The sequence below is a fragment of the Streptomyces sp. NPDC059696 genome (assembly GCF_042733745.1).
In the GTDB taxonomy this organism is placed as follows: Bacteria; Actinomycetota; Actinomycetes; order Streptomycetales; family Streptomycetaceae; genus Streptomyces.
Window position 1 is genome coordinate 127,384 of the sequence record NZ_JBHWFG010000001.1, and the last position, 16,090, is coordinate 143,473.

General features: G+C 72.0%; 14 protein-coding genes and 1 pseudogene. 6 read left to right on the forward strand and 9 right to left on the reverse strand.

Annotated elements, in window-relative coordinates:
• Positions 1-5 precede the first annotated feature (5 nt).
• Positions 6-968: a deoxyribose-phosphate aldolase gene (deoC, locus tag ACFV20_RS00585; RefSeq protein ID WP_385650695.1), complete on the reverse strand. Its 963-nt coding sequence runs from the start codon at positions 966-968 to the stop codon at positions 6-8.
• A gap of 123 nt (positions 969-1,091) precedes the next feature.
• On the opposite strand from deoC, the gene ACFV20_RS00590 reads away from it, so the two are divergent.
• Positions 1,092-1,793: a PH domain-containing protein gene (locus ACFV20_RS00590; protein ID WP_385650698.1), complete on the forward strand. Its 702-nt coding sequence runs from the start codon at positions 1,092-1,094 to the stop codon at positions 1,791-1,793.
• A 46-nt stretch (positions 1,794-1,839) separates the two neighbouring features.
• On the opposite strand, the gene ACFV20_RS00595 is transcribed toward ACFV20_RS00590, so the two are convergent.
• From ACFV20_RS00595 to ACFV20_RS00605, 3 genes are all read right to left on the reverse strand, one after another.
• Positions 1,840-3,477 carry a phospho-sugar mutase gene (locus ACFV20_RS00595; protein ID WP_385650701.1) on the reverse strand — a complete coding sequence of 546 codons (1,638 nt, stop codon included), beginning with the start codon at positions 3,475-3,477 and terminating at the stop codon, positions 1,840-1,842.
• Positions 3,478-3,795: 318 nt separating this feature from the next.
• Positions 3,796-4,620: a purine-nucleoside phosphorylase gene (locus ACFV20_RS00600; RefSeq protein ID WP_385650704.1), complete on the reverse strand. Its 825-nt coding sequence runs from the start codon at positions 4,618-4,620 to the stop codon at positions 3,796-3,798.
• Positions 4,621-4,727: 107 nt separating this feature from the next.
• The gene (locus ACFV20_RS00605) at positions 4,728-5,165 is read right to left on the reverse strand and encodes a gamma-glutamylcyclotransferase (RefSeq protein WP_033311347.1); all 438 of its coding nucleotides are present in this window, start codon (positions 5,163-5,165) and stop codon (positions 4,728-4,730) included.
• A gap of 86 nt (positions 5,166-5,251) precedes the next feature.
• Between ACFV20_RS00605 and ACFV20_RS00610 the strand changes: the two are divergent.
• Both ACFV20_RS00610 and ACFV20_RS00615 read left to right on the forward strand, forming a co-directional pair.
• Positions 5,252-6,709: pseudogene (locus ACFV20_RS00610) on the forward strand (NAD(P)H-quinone dehydrogenase); the annotation flags it as partial.
• Positions 6,710-6,874: 165 nt separating this feature from the next.
• On the forward strand, positions 6,875-7,861 hold the full coding sequence (locus ACFV20_RS00615; RefSeq protein ID WP_385650707.1) for a DeoR/GlpR family DNA-binding transcription regulator: 987 nt from the start codon (positions 6,875-6,877) through the stop codon (positions 7,859-7,861).
• 501 nt (positions 7,862-8,362) lie between these two features.
• Here ACFV20_RS00615 and ACFV20_RS00620 read toward each other — a convergent pair.
• Positions 8,363-10,138 carry an acetyl/propionyl/methylcrotonyl-CoA carboxylase subunit alpha gene (locus ACFV20_RS00620; protein WP_385650709.1) on the reverse strand — a complete coding sequence of 592 codons (1,776 nt, stop codon included), beginning with the start codon at positions 10,136-10,138 and terminating at the stop codon, positions 8,363-8,365.
• A 337-nt stretch (positions 10,139-10,475) separates the two neighbouring features.
• Here ACFV20_RS00620 and ACFV20_RS00625 point away from each other — a divergent pair, with 337 nt between their 5' ends.
• Positions 10,476-10,952 (forward strand): hypothetical protein, encoded by a 477-nt coding sequence (locus tag ACFV20_RS00625; protein ID WP_385650711.1) that lies wholly within the window; start codon positions 10,476-10,478, stop codon positions 10,950-10,952.
• Here the strand turns inward: ACFV20_RS00625 and ACFV20_RS00630 are convergent.
• The 4 genes from ACFV20_RS00630 to ACFV20_RS00645 form a co-directional block, all read right to left on the reverse strand.
• On the reverse strand, positions 10,921-11,541 hold the full coding sequence (locus tag ACFV20_RS00630) for a nucleoside triphosphate pyrophosphatase (RefSeq protein ID WP_385650714.1): 621 nt from the start codon (positions 11,539-11,541) through the stop codon (positions 10,921-10,923). The genes ACFV20_RS00625 and ACFV20_RS00630 overlap by 32 nt on opposite strands.
• 30 nt (positions 11,542-11,571) lie before the next feature.
• Positions 11,572-11,700 (reverse strand): morphogenic membrane protein MmpB, encoded by a 129-nt coding sequence (mmpB, locus tag ACFV20_RS00635; protein ID WP_086025112.1) that lies wholly within the window; start codon positions 11,698-11,700, stop codon positions 11,572-11,574.
• 113 nt (positions 11,701-11,813) lie between these two features.
• Positions 11,814-12,023 carry an acyl-CoA carboxylase epsilon subunit gene (locus ACFV20_RS00640; RefSeq protein ID WP_385650716.1) on the reverse strand — a complete coding sequence of 70 codons (210 nt, stop codon included), beginning with the start codon at positions 12,021-12,023 and terminating at the stop codon, positions 11,814-11,816.
• A gap of 25 nt (positions 12,024-12,048) precedes the next feature.
• Positions 12,049-13,653 (reverse strand): acyl-CoA carboxylase subunit beta, encoded by a 1,605-nt coding sequence (locus ACFV20_RS00645; RefSeq protein ID WP_385650719.1) that lies wholly within the window; start codon positions 13,651-13,653, stop codon positions 12,049-12,051.
• 110 nt (positions 13,654-13,763) lie between these two features.
• Here ACFV20_RS00645 and ACFV20_RS00650 point away from each other — a divergent pair, with 110 nt between their 5' ends.
• Together ACFV20_RS00650 and ACFV20_RS00655 are read left to right on the forward strand one after the other, a co-directional pair.
• Positions 13,764-14,630, forward strand: coding sequence for a biotin--[acetyl-CoA-carboxylase] ligase (locus ACFV20_RS00650; RefSeq protein WP_385650722.1), 867 nt, complete (start codon positions 13,764-13,766; stop codon positions 14,628-14,630).
• A 327-nt stretch (positions 14,631-14,957) separates the two neighbouring features.
• Positions 14,958-16,064 (forward strand): adenylate/guanylate cyclase domain-containing protein, encoded by a 1,107-nt coding sequence (locus ACFV20_RS00655; protein ID WP_385650724.1) that lies wholly within the window; start codon positions 14,958-14,960, stop codon positions 16,062-16,064.
• Positions 16,065-16,090 lie beyond the last annotated feature (26 nt).

Sequence of the window (16,090 nt, forward strand, 5' to 3'; positions counted from 1 at the left end):
GGTGATCAGTCCACCGTCACGTAGTCGGGACCGGAGTAGCGGCCGGTGGCCAGCTTCTGCCGCTGCATCAGCAGGTCGTTCAGCAGCGAGGAGGCGCCGAAGCGGAACCAGTGGTTGTCCAGCCAGTCCTCGCCCGCGGTCTCGTTGACCAGCACGAGGAACTTGACGGCGTCCTTGGAGGTGCGGATGCCGCCGGCCGGCTTCACGCCGACCTGGATGCCGGTCTGCGCCCGGAAGTCGCGCACCGCCTCCAGCATCAGCAGCGTGTTCGCCGGGGTCGCGTTGACCGCGACCTTTCCGGTGGAGGTCTTGATGAAGTCCGCGCCCGCCAGCATGCCGAGCCAGCTGGCGCGGCGGATGTTGTCGTACGTCGAGAGCTCGCCGGTCTCGAAGATGACCTTCAGGCGCGCCGAGGTGCCGCAGGCCTCCTTCACGGCGGTGATCTCGTCGTACACCTTCAAGTATCGACCCGCGAGGAACGCTCCGCGGTCGATGACCATGTCGATCTCGTCCGCACCAGCGGCGACGGCGTCCCGCACGTCGGCCAGCTTGACGTCGAGCGCGGCGCGTCCGGCCGGGAACGCCGTGGCCACCGAGGCGACCTTCACGCCGGAGCCGGCGACGGCCTCCTTGGCCACGGCGACCATGTCGGGGTAGACGCAGACCGCGGCCGTCGCGGGCGTCGTACGGTCGGTCGGGTCGGGCTTGACCGCCTTCGCGCCGAGCGCCCGGACCTTGCCCGGGGTGTCCGCGCCTTCCAGCGTCGTCAGGTCGACCATCGAGATGGCGAGGTCGATGGCGTACGCCTTCGCGGTCGTCTTGATCGAACGGGTGCCGAGGGAGGCCGCACGGGCCTCGAGCCCGACCGCGTCGACGCCGGGGAGCCCGTGGAGGAAGCGGCGCAGCGAGCTGTCGGACGCGGCGACGTCCTTGAGGGGGTGAGCTGCGGTGAGTGCAGAACTGGGCATGGTCACCAGACGAGCATATCTACGCGCGTAGCGGCTGTACAGCCCCCGATTCTTCCGAAGCGGATCCGCCGCTGCTCCCCGGGCGGATGAAGGGCCGGAGGAAGGGTCCGGCAGAATCGAGACATGACCAGCCCCGAACCCCAGTCACCGGCGCCGCAGCCCTCGGAGCCCGAGTCCAAGGACCGGGTGTACCGGTCGGTCCCGGCCATCGCCGGTGGTGTGCTGCTGCTCGCCATCGCCGGGTGGCTCGGCATCGACGCGGTGCTCTCCGGCGAGGGACGCACGCCCTGGCTCGCGCTCGCCGTGCTGCTCCTCGTCGTACCGCTGGTCGTCGCCTTCACCCTGCGGCCCGCCGTGTACGCCGGCGACGACCGGCTGCGGATCCGCAACCCCTTCCGGCTCGTCGTCGTGCCTTGGGGGCAGGTCGCCTCGCTGCGCTCCTCCTACTCCAACGAGGTCCTCACCGAGTCCGGCGCGAAGTACCAGCTGTGGGCCGTGCCCGTGTCGCTGCGCGCCCGCAAGAAGGCCGCGCGGCGCGAGATGAGGGCGACGGCACAGGCCCGGCGGGAGATGGGCCGGGACGAGGGCCGCGGCAGTGCGCTCGGGATGCGGGGCCTGGGCGGCGGCCTCGGCGGGGACTCCGTCTCCGAGGGGCCCGTGCGGGCCGAGACCGACCGGATCATGGACGAGCTGCGCGGACTGCACGAGGCGCGGCACCGGGCGGAACCGGCGCAGGGCGAGATCACCGTGCGGTGGGCCTACGAGGTGCTGGCGCCGGCGGTGGTGGGAGCCGTGCTGGTGCTGATCCTGGTGGCGCTGGGCTGAGGTCCGCGGGGAGCCGGTCTGCGGGGCCCCGTGCGGGGCCCTCGCCTCAGATGCCCGCCGCCGCCGACAGGTCGCGCTTGACCGCCTCCAGCAGGGCCGTCGCCTGCGCCCGGGCCGCCGGGAGGTCGTCGTGCGACCCGACCGGGATCACGACCTCCAGGTAGCACTTCAGCTTCGGTTCCGTACCGCTCGGGCGGACGATCACGCGGGCGCCGTCGAGGGTGTAGCGCAGACCGTCCGTGGGCGGGAGGTCGGCCGTGCCCTGGGTGAGGTCGTCCGTGCGGGTGATCGGCAGGCCCGCCAGTTCCGTCGGGGGCTGCTCGCGCAGGCGCCGCATCGCGGCGGCGATGAGGGACAGGTCCTCGACGCGCACCGAGAGCTGGTCCGTCGCGTGCAGGCCGTGCTCCACCGCCAGGTCGTCCAGCAGGTCGAGGAGCGTGCGGCCCTCCTCCTTGAGCCCCGACGCCAGTTCCGTGATGAGCAGCGCGGCCGTGATGCCGTCCTTGTCGCGTACGCCCTCGGGGTCCACGCAGTAGCCGAGGGCCTCCTCGTAGCCGTAGCGCAGGCCCTCGGCGCGGGCGATCCACTTGAAGCCGGTGAGGGTCTCGACGTGCGGGAGGCCCGCCTTCGCGGCGATGCGGGCGAGGAGGGACGAGGAGACGATCGACTCCGCGAAGGTGCCGGTCGCTCCGCGGCGCACCAGGTGGGCGGCGAGCAGGGCGCCCACCTCGTCGCCGCGCAGCATGCGCCAGTCGGCGCCGTCCTGGACGGCGACGGCGCAGCGGTCCGCGTCCGGGTCGTTGGCGATGATCAGGTCCGGGGCGGACTCGCCGGCGCGTGCGGTCGCGAAGGCCAGGTCCATCGCGCCGGACTCCTCCGGGTTGGGGAACGCGACGGTCGGGAACTCCGGGTCGGGTTCGGCCTGCTCCGCGACGAGGACCGGCTCCGGGAAGCCGGCGCGGGCGAAGGCCGCCAGGAGGACGTCCTTGCCGACGCCGTGCATCGCCGTGTACACCGTGCGGGCGGTGCGGGGGGAACCCTCGGCCAGGACGGCGTCCGTGCGGGCGAGGTAGGCGTCGAGGACGCTGTCGTCGAGGACGTCCCAGCCCTCGGTGGGGCGCCGGACCGTGGTGAGGGACGGGACGGCCGCGATCTCCGCCGCGATGTCGATGTCCGCCGGGGGGACGATCTGGGAGCCGTCGCCGAGGTACACCTTGTAGCCGTTGTCCCGGGGCGGGTTGTGGCTGGCGGTGACCTCCACGCCCGCGACCGCGCCGAGGTGCCGTATGGCGAAGGCGAGCACGGGGGTCGGGAGGGGGCGGGGCAGGACGGCCGCGCGCAGGCCCGCGCCGATCATGACGGCGGCGGTGTCCTGGGCGAAGTCGTGGGACTTGTGGCGGGCGTCGTAGCCGATGACGACGAGGCCGTTGTCGTGGCCCTGCTTCTTGAGGTACGCGGCGAGGCCGGCGGCGGCGCGGATGACGACCGAGCGGTTCATGCGCATGGGGCCGGCGCCGAGTTCGCCGCGGAGGCCGGCGGTGCCGAACTGGAGGGTGCCGCTGAAACGGGCGGCGAGTTCGGTCTCGTCCTTGGCCTCGATGAGGCGGGCGAGTTCGGCGCGGGTGTCCGGGTCGGGGTCCTCGGTGAGCCACGCCTGGGCCTGTGCGATGAGTTCGTCGTGCACGGTGTGGTGTCAGCCTCTCCGGTGTGGTGGCGTGCGGGGCGGTGCGGTGTCATGTGCCTGCGGGGCTGGTGGGGGTGCGCGCTCGTTTCGCCTTCGCGCGGGGTGGGGTCGGGGCCGCGCCGGGGGGTGTCCGTCCTCGGAACGGCGCGATGGGGTTGCGTACCGACTGACCGTCCGTTGACGCGCCAACCGCTGCGGGCGGACACCCCCCGACACGGCCCCTTCCCGCCGTACGCGGGTGCGGGTGCGTCCCCATGGCGTCGGGGGGGCGCGAGCACTGCGCGGCCGGTCACCACGGACCCGCAGGCGCGATCCGGCTCAGAGGCGGCCGAGGACCTGCGCGAGCAGGGAACCCATGCGGGTCGCGGAGTCGCGGCCGGCCTGCAGGACCTCCTCGTGGTTCAGGGGCTCGCCCGTCATGCCCGCGGCGAGGTTGGTGACGAGGGAGATGCCCAGGACCTCGGCGCCCGCCTCGCGCGCGGCGATCGCCTCGAGGACCGTCGACATGCCCACCAGGTCCGCGCCGATCACCCGGGCCATGCGGATCTCGGCCGGGGTCTCGTAGTGCGGGCCGGGGAACTGGGCGTAGACGCCCTCCTCCAGCGTGGGGTCGACCTCCTTGCACAGGGCCCGCAGGCGCGGGGAGTACAGGTCGGTGAGGTCGACGAAGTTCGCGCCGATGATGGGGGAGGTGGCGGTGAGGTTGATGTGGTCGCTGATGAGGACCGGCTGGCCGGGGCGCATGCCCTCGCGCAGGCCGCCGCAGCCGTTGGTGAGGACGACCGTCTTGCAGCCGGCCGAGACCGCGGTGCGGACGCCGTGGGAGACGGCTGCGACCCCGCGGCCCTCGTAGTAGTGCGTGCGGCCGAGGAAGACCAGGGCGCGCTTGTTGCCGATCCGGTACGAGCGGATCTTGCCGCCGTGACCCTCCACCGCCGGGGGCGGGAAACCGGGGAGCTCGGTGACCTGGAACTCGGCCTCGGGGGCGCCCAGCGCGTCCACGGCCGGGGCCCAGCCGGAGCCCATCACGAGGGCGACGTCGTGGGTCTCGGCGCCCGTCAGTTCGCGCAGGCGGGCCGCGGCGGCGTCGGCGGCCGCGTGGGGGTCGCCCTGGATGTCGTCCGGAAGAAGAGATGCGTTCACGCCGACGAGGGTAGCCGGTGAATGCCTACGCGCGTAGATGGCAGAGCTCACGGGGTGGCGATCGTTGTCTTGTCGTTTCCGACGAGAGGCCTCGGTGCGGGACGCCGTCAGCAGGGGCGCTTGCGGAGTTCCATCACGTAGTCGTGGGGGGCGCCGGCCGACTCCGCCGCGTCGGCGATCTCGCCCAGGTAGCGGGCGGAGGGCAGACCGCCCTCGTAGGCGTTCAGGGCGAAGGCCCAGGCGGTGTCCTCACCGTCCAGGGTGTGGACCCGTACGCGCGTACGGCGGTAGATGTCGAGGCCCACGCCCTCCCAGCGGTCGAGTGACTCCTCGTCCATGGGGGCGATGTCGTAGAGGGAGACGAAGACCTGGGAGAGCGGGTCCTCCACGATCGTCGGCAGGGCGCCCTCCCAGCCCATGTGCTCGCCGCCGAAGGTCAGTCGCCATCCGTTCAGCCAGCCGGTGGCGCGCAGCGGCGAGTGCGGGGCGCGGCGGGACATCAGCCGCGCGTCGAGGTTGCCGGCGTACGCGGCGTAGAGCGACATGGGGGAAGGGTACGGCAGGTGGTCCGGCGTCACTCGTGTAACGACCGGCGCACGGGTGGGCCCCCGGGCGGTGTCACGTTGTTGCGTGCGGGACAATGGAGTACGTGACTCGGATCGTGATCATCGGTGGCGGACCCGGCGGATACGAAGCGGCGCTGGTGGCCGCTCAACTCGGCGCGGAGGTGACCGTCGTCGACTGCGACGGTCTGGGCGGGGCGTCGGTGCTCACCGACTGCGTGCCGTCGAAGACCCTGATCGCCACGGCCGAGGTGATGACCACCTTCGACTCCTCGTACGAGGAGCTGGGCATCATCGTCGCCGACGACACCCCTCCCATGGAGCAGTCCGCCCGGGTGGTGGGCGTCGACCTGGGCAAGGTCAACCGGCGTGTGAAGCGGCTCGCGCTCGCCCAGTCCCACGACATCGCGGCCTCCGTGACGCGTGCCGGGGCGCGTGTCATGCGCGGGCGCGGGCGGCTGGAGGGCATGCAGGCGCTCGACGGGTCGCGCAAGGTGGTGGTGCGCGCCGCCGACGGCAGCGAGGAGACCCTGACGGCGGACGCCGTGCTCATCGCGACCGGCGGGCATCCCCGTGAGCTGCCCGACGCGCAGCCGGACGGCGAGCGGATCCTGAACTGGACCCAGGTGTACGACCTCGACGAGCTCCCCGAGGAACTGATCGTGGTCGGATCCGGTGTGACCGGCGCCGAGTTCGCCGGTGCCTACCAGGCGCTGGGTTCCCGCGTGACGCTCGTGTCGTCGCGGGACCGCGTGCTGCCCGGCGAGGACCCGGACGCGGCGGCCGTGCTGGAGGACGTCTTCCGGCGGCGCGGCATGAACGTCATGGGGCGCTCCCGCGCGCAGTCCGCCAAGCGGGTGGGCGACCGGGTCGAGGTGACCCTCGCCGACGGGCGCGTCATCACCGGCTCGCACTGCCTCATGGCCGTCGGCGCCGTCCCCAACAGCGCCGGGATGGGGCTGGAGGAGGCCGGTGTCCGGCTGCGCGAGTCCGGCCACATCTGGACCGACAAGGTGTCGCGTACGACCGCTCCCGGCGTGTACGCGGCCGGTGACGTGACCGGTGTGTTCGCCCTCGCGTCCGTGGCCGCCATGCAGGGCCGCATCGCCATGTACCACTTCCTGGGTGACGCGGTGGCCCCGCTGAACCTGAAGACCGTCTCCTCGAACGTCTTCACCGACCCGGAGATCGCGACCGTCGGCTACACCCAGGCCGACGTCGACGCCGGGAAGATCGACGCGCGGGTCGTGAAGCTGCCGCTGCTGCGCAACCCGCGCGCGAAGATGCAGGGCATCCGCGACGGCTTCGTCAAGATCTTCTGCCGTCCGGGCACCGGGATCGTGGTCGGCGGTGTCGTCGTGTCGCCGCGCGCCTCGGAGCTGATCCACCCCATCTCGATCGCGGTCGACAACAATCTGACCGTCGAACAGATCGCGAACGCCTTCACCGTCTATCCCTCGTTGTCGGGCTCGATCGCCGAGGTGGCACGGCAGTTGCACACCCGCAAGGAGACGGCCGAGGGCTGAGGCCGGAATCGACTCCTCCCTGGTCACGGGGAGTGTTCGACCATTCGTACGGCATAGGCGGCGGGACTAGGCCCTATACCACTTCCCGCTGCCTGGTGCGAACATCTTCTGCTATTCAGCGCAAACTGCTGAAAGCAGACGGTCGCTGGCGTTACTGTCAGTTTCGTGTTCGCTGCAGAACGTCGCCAATTGATCCTCGAAATGGTGCGAGCGAACGGGGCCGTGTCGCTCCGTGAGCTCGCCCGCGTCGTCCAGACCTCCGAAGTGACCGTACGGCGGGACGTGCGCGCGCTGGAGGCAGAAGGACTCCTCGACCGCCGGCACGGCGGTGCGGTACTGCCGGGCGGTTTCACGCGGGAGTCCGGCTTTCCGCAGAAGTCTCATCTCGCGACCGCCGAGAAGACCGCCATCGCCGACCTCGCCGCGAACTTCGTGGAAGAGGGCGAGGCGATCGTGGTCGGGGCGGGTACGACGACCCAGGAGCTGGCCCGCCGGCTCGCCCGGGTGCCCGGCCTCACGGTCGTCACCAACTCCCTCCTCGTCGCCCAGGCGCTGGCCCATGCCAACCGGGTCGAGGTCGTGATGACCGGCGGTACGCTCCGCGGTTCGAACTACGCGCTGGTCGGGAGCGGTGCGGAGCAGTCCCTGCACGGGCTGCGGGTGTCGCGTGCGTTCCTGTCCGGGGCAGGGCTGACCGCCGAACGCGGGCTGTCCACGTCCAACATGCTGTCGGCGTCCGTCGACCGGGCGTTGGTGCAGGCCGCTGCGGAGGTGGTGGTGCTGGCCGACCACACGAAGCTCGGCACCGACACCATGTTCCAGACCGTGCCGACGGATCTCATCACGCGCCTCGTCACGGACGAGCCGCCGGCGCATGACGACCGTGCCGCCACGGAACTCCAGGCGCTTGCCGACCAGGGCGTGCAGATCGCTGTCGCCGGGGGGCAGGGGGGTTCCGCCGGCGCGGGGGCGGGGGGCCCGGGGGGTGATGCGGTCCCGGCACGCCAGCAGCGCCGGGATGTGCCGTTGCCCGGGCCTCGGCGGCAGGTGCCGGGGGCTGGTGGGCAGTTGAGGTCCGCCTCTGCCTCGATGCTGGGTGAGCAAGGGCCCGGGTCCGAGCGGGCGAGGGTGGCTGATCTGCGGCGCCGATGACGTCGGCGGCGGCTGACCCCCGGCGCTGGTGCTGAGGCCGGGTGGGGTCCGCAGCCCGGCATAGCGGGGTGCCGCTGCGCCCACCCGTGCCGCCCCTAGCGGCACGCATGCCCGCAGCGGCGGCGGGACGGGCGCCGGCCTCGCCTCCCCGCGGCGCGCGAAGCGAGACGTGCCCCCAGCCCTAGACCTGCGCGGCGCCTGGCGCGCCACGACGCTCCCGCACCCGCCGGACCACGTAAGGGGTCGTGTCGGGGGGTGTCCGCCCGCAGCGGTTGGCGCGTCAACGGGGAGTCAGTCGGTATCCGACCCCATCGCGCCGTTCCGAGGACGGATACCCCCCGGCGCGGCCCCGACCCGGGACCGCGTCGTAGGCGTTCGTCCACCCAGTCGACGCAGCCGCCCGTCCCCGACCCGGGATCGTGGCGTACACGTCCCTCCACGCAGTCGGCGCGGCCCCCAAGCCCGGGGCCGCGCCGAAAGGGTCCTTCCGCCCAGGGGCGGTCAGTCCTTGATCTCGCAGATCGCCGCGCCCGACGTCACCGACGCGCCGATCTCGGCCGACAGGCCCTTGATCGTGCCCGAGCGGTGCGCGTTCAGGGGCTGCTCCATCTTCATGGCCTCCAGGACGACGACCAGGTCGCCCTCCTTGACCTCCTGGCCCTCCTCGACGGCGACCTTGACGATGGTGCCCTGCATCGGGGAGGCGAGGGTGTCACCGGACGCCACCGGGCCCGACTTCTTCGCCGCGCGGCGCTTCGGCTTCGCGCCCGCCGCGAGACCCGTACGAGCCAGGGACATCCCCAGCGACGACGGCAGGGAGACCTCGAGGCGCTTGCCGCCGACCTCGACGACGACCGTCTCGCGGCCCGGCTCCTCGTCCGCGTCCGCACCGTCCGCCGGCGCCGTGAACGGCTTGATCTCGTTGACGAACTCCGTCTCGATCCACCGGGTGTGCACCGTGAACGGGTCGGTCGAGCCCGTGAGCTCCGGCGCGAACGCCGGGTCCTTCACCACCGCACGGTGGAACGGGATCGCCGTCGCCATGCCCTCGACCTGGAACTCCTCCAGCGCACGGGCGGCCCGCTGGAGGGCCTCCTTGCGCGTGCGGCCGGTGACGATCAGCTTGGCCAGCAGGGAGTCCCACGCCGGGCCGATGACCGAGCCGGACTCCACGCCCGCGTCCAGCCGGACACCCGGGCCGGACGGCGGCGCGAACGTCGTGACCGTGCCGGGAGCCGGGAGGAAGTTGCGGCCCGGGTCCTCGCCGTTGATGCGGAACTCGAAGGAGTGACCGCGCAGCTCCGGGTCGCCGTAGCCGAGCTCCTCGCCGTCGGCGATACGGAACATCTCGCGCACGAGGTCGATGCCGGCGACCTCCTCGGTGACCGGGTGCTCCACCTGGAGACGGGTGTTGACCTCCAGGAAGGAGATCGTGCCGTCGAGGCCCACCAGGAACTCGACCGTGCCGGCGCCGACGTAACCGGCCTCCTTGAGGATCGCCTTGGAGGACGAGTACAGCTCCTCCATCTGCGCCTCGGACAGGAACGGCGCCGGGGCCTCCTCCACCAGCTTCTGGTGGCGGCGCTGCAGCGAGCAGTCACGGGTGGAGACGACGACCACGTTGCCGTGCTGGTCGGCCAGGCACTGGGTCTCCACGTGCCGCGGCTTGTCCAGGTAGCGCTCGACGAAGCACTCGCCCCGGCCGAACGCGGCGACGGCCTCACGGACCGCCGAGTCGTACAGCTCCGGCACCTCTTCGAGGGTGCGGGCGACCTTCAGACCACGACCGCCACCACCGAAGGCGGCCTTGATCGCGATCGGCAGGCCGTGCTGCTCGGCGAACGCGACGACCTCGTCGGCACCGGACACCGGGTCGGGCGTGCCGGCCACCAGCGGGGCACCCGCGCGCTGCGCGATGTGCCGGGCGGCGACCTTGTCGCCGAGGTCGCGGATCGCCTGCGGCGGCGGGCCGATCCAGATCAGGCCCGCGTCCAGGACCGCCTGAGCGAACTCGGCGTTCTCGGAGAGGAAGCCGTAGCCGGGGTGGACCGCGTCCGCGCCCGACTCGCGGGCGGCGCCCAGCACCTTCTCGATGTCGAGGTAGCTGGTGCCCGGCGTGTCACCGCCCAGGGCGAACGCCTCATCCGCGGCGCGGACATGCAGAGCGTCCCGGTCCGGGTCGGCGTATACGGCCACGCTCGCGATACCGGCATCCCGGCAGGCCCGGGCCACGCGGACAGCGATTTCGCCACGGTTGGCGATGAGCACCTTGCGCACGATTGAGGCTCCCTCCTTGAAACAAGCCGAGTTTAGGGACAGCCGACACGACACTTCGACCCGTCCACAGTGGTGAGCTTGCCCACACGGAGCGTGATGCGTGGCTCGCTCGACCCGCGGAATCCCTTGTCGCACCGCGGTACGCAGTACTCCTTCGGGAAACCCTAGCCGTCCTCTGTGGTCAAGGTCTCTGTCATCACGTGCTGCGGGCCACTCGGTTTCTTTGTCGAGTCCCTACGAATGGCCCAATGATTCTTTGCCCGCCCCCGGACCCTTGTCCCCCGGTTTACCGGTGAGTAGCGTTCATGGTGTCTTCGGAGGGAAGAGGGTGGGCCCGGTGATACGCAGGCCGGTGGCGTGGGTCGTGGCGGTGCTGCTGTTCGCGGAGGCGTTCGGCGTCGCGGCGCTCAACTGGTTCCTGGGGGTCGTCGTCGACCGGCAGGACATGTCGCTGGCCGGCCTGGACCCGCACATGATGTCGGTGTCCTCGAAGATCGGCGGGATCGTCTTCGGCCTCTACTTCGCGCTGTGCGGCCTGGTCGCCCTGCTGGTGGCGCTGCGGGACCGGCCCCCGGCGGGCTTCGGACGCGTGCTGCTGATCAGCGCCGCCGTCGTGCACGGCGTGCTGGGCGCCTTCACCTGGGGGCTCGTCGGCTGGCCCGCGTTCCTGTTCATGGTGCTGGTGCTCGCCCTGATCGTGCTGCTGCTGATGACGTACGACCGTCCGGCGGAACCCGTCGACGCCGCGCCCGGAGGCGGGAAGAGCGGCGACGGGCCCGCGGTCAGCGCTCCGCCGGCGCCCACAACTCCGTGATGCCGACGCCCAGGCGGGCCAGCAGCCGCCGCAGGAGCGGGAGGCTGAGGCCGATGACGTTGCCGTGGTCGCCGTCGATGCGGTCGATGAACGGGGCCGAACGGCCGTCCAGGGTGAACGCCCCGGCGACGTAGAGGGGTTCGCCGGAGGCCACGTAGGCGGCGATCTCCTCGTCGGAGGGGTCGCCGAAGTGCACGACGGTGGACGCGGTGGCGGAGACGTAGCGGCTGGTGAGCGTGTCGTAGACGCAGTGGCCGGTCTGGAGGGTGCCGGCGCGGCCGCGCATCGACTTCCAGCGGGCGGTGGCCTCCTCGGCGTCCGCGGGCTTGCCGAGGGCCTCGCCGTCCAGGTCGAGCACCGAGTCGCAGCCGACCACGAGCGCGCCCTTGGCGTCCGGCCGGGCCGCCACGACGGAGGCCTTCGCCTCGGCCAGGGCCAGTGCCAGCTCGGCGGGGGTGGGGGCGGTGACGGCGTCCTCGTCGACGCCGCTCACGATCACCTCGGGGGTGAGCCCGGCCTGACGGAGCAGCCCGAGCCGGGCGGGGGACTGGGAGGCGAGGACGAGTCGGCGGCGCGGCTGATCTGTCATGCGTTCAGCGTATCGGCGTCCGGGCGCGTCTCACCTCACGCCGATCACGATCATCACCAGCACCATGGCCAGGGCCAGGAGAACGCTCAGCCGCCGAAGCATGTCCTGCATGTCACGCAGTTCTTCGGGCGGTTCGTTCTCGGGGTCGGACCACAGCATGAGTCCAGCGTGCGGCCTGGCAGGGCGGGGCGCCTGAGTAGCGGTACTCAAATCGGCGCCCCGCGTCCGTTCCACCGTGCGCGGTTCCCCGCGCGCCCCTGGGGGCGGGAGTGCTAGCCCGGCCAGTAGGTGCGGCCCCAGGCCGACGGCCCCGGCTGGGGCAGGCGGTGGGCCGCGATGCGGGACGGGTCGGACCAGGAATCGCGGGAGGCCGGCGCGCCGGGCGGGACGGCTGCCGCCGCCGCGGCGCGGGCCCTGACCACCGCCAGGGCGGCGGCCAGCTCCTCCGGGGTCGGGTTGCCCCGTACGACCTTGATCGTCATGTGGGCCTCCTGGGCTCGCTGCGGGCTAGAGGGGGATGTTGCCGTGCTTCTTCGGAGGCAGGGATTCCCGCTTCGTACGCAGTTGACGCAGGCCCCGTACGACGTGCCGGCGGGTCTCGGACGGCATGATCACGGCGTCGATGTAGCCGCGCTCGGCCGCGACGTAGGGGTTGAGGAGGGCGTCCTCGTACTCCTGGATCAGCCGGGCCCGGACCGCCTCCAGGTCCTCGCCGTTCGCCTCGGCCTCCGCGAGGGTGCGGCGGTGCAGGATGTTGACCGCGCCCTGGGCGCCCATCACGGCGATCTGGGCGGTCGGCCAGGCGAGGTTGAGGTCGGCACCGAGGTGCTTGGAGCCCATGACGTCGTAGGCGCCGCCGAAGGCCTTGCGGGTGATGATCGTGATCAGCGGGACGGTCGCCTCGGCGTAGGCGTAGATCAGCTTGGCGCCGCGGCGGATGATGCCGTCGTGCTCCTGGTCGACGCCGGGCAGGAAGCCGGGGACGTCGACGAACGTGATCACCGGGACGTTGAACGCGTCGCAGGTGCGCACGAAGCGGGCGGCCTTCTCGCTGGCCTTGATGTCCAGGCACCCGGCGAGCTGCGTCGGCTGGTTGGCGATGATGCCGACCGGGTGGCCCTCGACCCTGCCGAAGCCGGTGACGATGTTGGGCGCGTACAGCGGCTGCGTCTCGAAGAACTCGGCGTCGTCCAGGACGTGCTCGATCACCGTGTGCATGTCGTACGGTTGGTTCGCGCTGTCCGGGACGATGACGTCCAGCTCGCGGTCCTCGTCGTTGACCTCCAGGTCGGCCTCCTCGGGGAAGACCGGTGCCTCGGAGAGGTTGTTGGACGGCAGGTAGGACAGCAGCTGCTTGATGTACTCGATGGCGTCCTTCTCGTCGCCCGCCATGTGGTGGGCCACGCCGGAGGTCGCGTTGTGGGTCCGGGCGCCGCCCAGCTCCTCGAAGCCGACGTCCTCGCCGGTGACGGTCTTGATGACGTCGGGGCCGGTGATGAACATGTGCGAGGTCTGGTCGACCATGACCGTGAAGTCGGTGATGGCCGGGGAGTAGACCGCGCCGCCCGCGCACGGCCCGACGACCAGGCTGATCTGCGGGATGACGCCGGAGGCGTGGGTGTTGCGGCGGAAGATCTCGCCGTAGGCGCCGAGCGAGGCCACACCCTCCTGGATGCGGGCGCCGCCGGAGTCGTTGATCCCGATGACCGGACAGCCGGTCTTCAGGGCGAAGTCCATGACCTTGACGATCTTCTGACCGTAGACCTCGCCCAGCGCTCCGCCGAAGACGGTGAAGTCCTGCGAGAACACGGCGACCGGGCGGCCGTCGACGGTGCCGTACCCGGTGACGACCCCGTCGCCGTACGGGCGGTTCTTGTCGAGGCCGAAGTTGGTGGAACGGTGCCGGGCGAACTCGTCCAGTTCGACGAAGGAGCCCTCGTCGAGCAGGAGCTCGATCCGCTCACGGGCCGTCAGTTTGCCTTTGGCGTGCTGCTTTTCGACGGCACGAGCGGAGCCGGCGTGCGTCGCTTCCTCGATGCGTCGCTTCAGATCCGCGAGCTTGCCCGCGGTCGTGTGAATGTCGGGCTGCTGCTGCTCTTCCGGCTCGGACATCGGGATGCGGCTCCCTGCCTGCTCAAAAGGGGGGACGGTTACTCATCCGTAGACTAGTGGGGTGCCTCCACATCGGCAGTGCGGCGTTTACCACACCTAGGGTGGCTTGCATGACGCCGCGAGATGCATCAGAGCCCAACGGAAGCCGATGGTCGGACCTGGACCGTCCGCCCCTCAACATCACCGCCCTGCGCCGGGGTCTGGTGCGGCAGGGAGGGCTGTGGTCGGAGGTGGACGTGGTGCAGCGCACCGGCTCCACGAACTCCGATCTGGTGGCCCGGGCGGCGAAGGGGGAGACCGCCGAGGGCGCGGTGCTGGTCGCCGAGGAGCAGACGGCGGGCCGCGGCCGCCTCGACCGCCAGTGGACGGCGCCGCCCCGCTCCGGCCTCTTCTTCTCCGTTCTGCTCACCCCGGGCGAGGTGCCGGTGGCGCGGTGGGGCTGGCTGCCGCTGCTCACGGGGGTGGCGGTGGCGACGGGTCTGTCCCGGGCGGCGGGCGTGGACACGGCTCTGAAGTGGCCGAACGACCTGCTGGTCACGGTGGGCCGGAACGAGCGCAAGGCCGGCGGGATCCTGGCCGAGCGGGCCGGTGACGGCGGGGTCGTCATCGGGGTCGGCGTCAATGTCTCCCTGCGGGAGGACGAGCTGCCCGTACCGACGGCGGGCTCGCTGGCACTGGCCGGAGCGGTGAGCACGGACCGGGATCCGCTGCTGCGGGGGATGCTGCGCTCCCTCGAGGACTGGTACGGCAGGTGGCGTGCGGCCGGGGGCGACGCCGGCGCGTGCGGGTTGCACGAGGCATATGCGGCGGGGTGCGCGACGCTCGGCCGGGAGGTGCGGGCGGAGTTGCCGGGGGACCGGTCGATCGTGGGGGAGGCCGTCGCGGTGGACGGGGACGGGCGGCTGGTACTGGCGACGGAGGCGGGCGTGCAGGAGCCGGTCGGGGCCGGGGACATCGTGCATCTGCGGCCGGCGTGAGCCGGGGCCGGGTGGGACCGCAGCCCGGCGTGGCGGAATGCCGCTGCGCCCACCGGTGCCGCCCTGGGCGGCGCAAGCGCCCGCGGCCCGCAGACCCGGCGGTGGTGCACTTCCAGCCCGTCCGGCGATGGAGGACGAGGCCGGTTCAGCCGATCGGGGGCCCAGGGGGCGGAGCCCCACGAGGCGGCGGCGGACCTGCCCGGTTTCCTGTGCGGCCCGGGAGCCGCACCCCCGACGGCTGAACCTGACGGAGTGAGCTGGCGCACACCTGCCGTAGAGTTGAGGCCGGTCGATACATGACCGTGACAGATCGGAAGGGCAACACGCGTGACCGTCGACGACTCGGGTTCCGGCGAGGACGCGCAGGGCGCCGACTCCGGCGAGGATCCGCTCGCCCTGCGCCTCGAAGGGCTCATCCTGGGCGCCGAGCGCCGCTACACCCCGTTTCAGGCGGCCCGCAGCGCCGGTGTCTCCATGGAACTGGCCTCCCGCTTCTGGCGCGCCATGGGCTTCGCCGACATCGGCCAGGCCAAGGCCCTCACCGAGGCCGACGTCCTCGCGCTGCGACGCCTGGCCGGTCTCGTCGAGGCGGGGCTGCTGAGCGAGGCGATGGCCGTCCAGGTGGCCCGGTCCACGGGGCAGACCACCGCGCGGCTCGCCGAGTGGCAGATCGACTCCTTCCTGGAGGGGCTGACCGAGCCGCCCGAGCCGGGCATGACCCGCACCGAGGTGACGTACCCGATCGTCGAGCTGCTCCTGCCCGAGCTTCAGGAGTTCCTGGTCTACGTCTGGCGCCGGCAGCTCGCCGCGTCGGCCGGACGGGTCGTGCAGGCGGCCGACGACGAGGAGATGGTCGACCGGCGGCTCGCCGTCGGCTTCGCCGACCTGGTCGGGTTCACCCGGCTGACCCGGCGCATGGAGGAGGAGGAGCTCGGCGAGCTGGTCGAGGCCTTCGAGACCACGGCCGCCGACCTGGTGGCCGCGAACGGCGGGCGGCTGATCAAGACCCTCGGCGACGAGGTGCTCTACGCCGCGGACGACGCGGGCACCGCCGCCGAGATCGCCCTGCGGCTGATCGAGACGATGGCGCACGACGAGACGATGCCGGAGCTGCGCGTCGGCATGGCGTTCGGCACGGTGACCACCCGAATGGGTGATGTGTTCGGTACGACCGTGAACCTGGCCTCCCGGCTGACGTCGATAGCGCCGAAGGACGCCGTGCTGGTCGACACCGCCTTCGCCGAGGAGCTGATCCGTACGCAGGACGCCCCCGCCTCGGAGGCGGAGGCGGCCGAGGAGGCCGCGGCGGCGGAGAAGGAGGGCGAGGAGCCCCCGACGTACCGTTTCGGGCTGCAGCCGATGTGGCAGCGGCCGGTGCGTGGCCTGGGCGTGGTGGAGCCCTGGCTGCTCACGCGGCGCGACGGCACGCCGTAGCGGCTCGTCGGGTCCCCCTGCCGCAG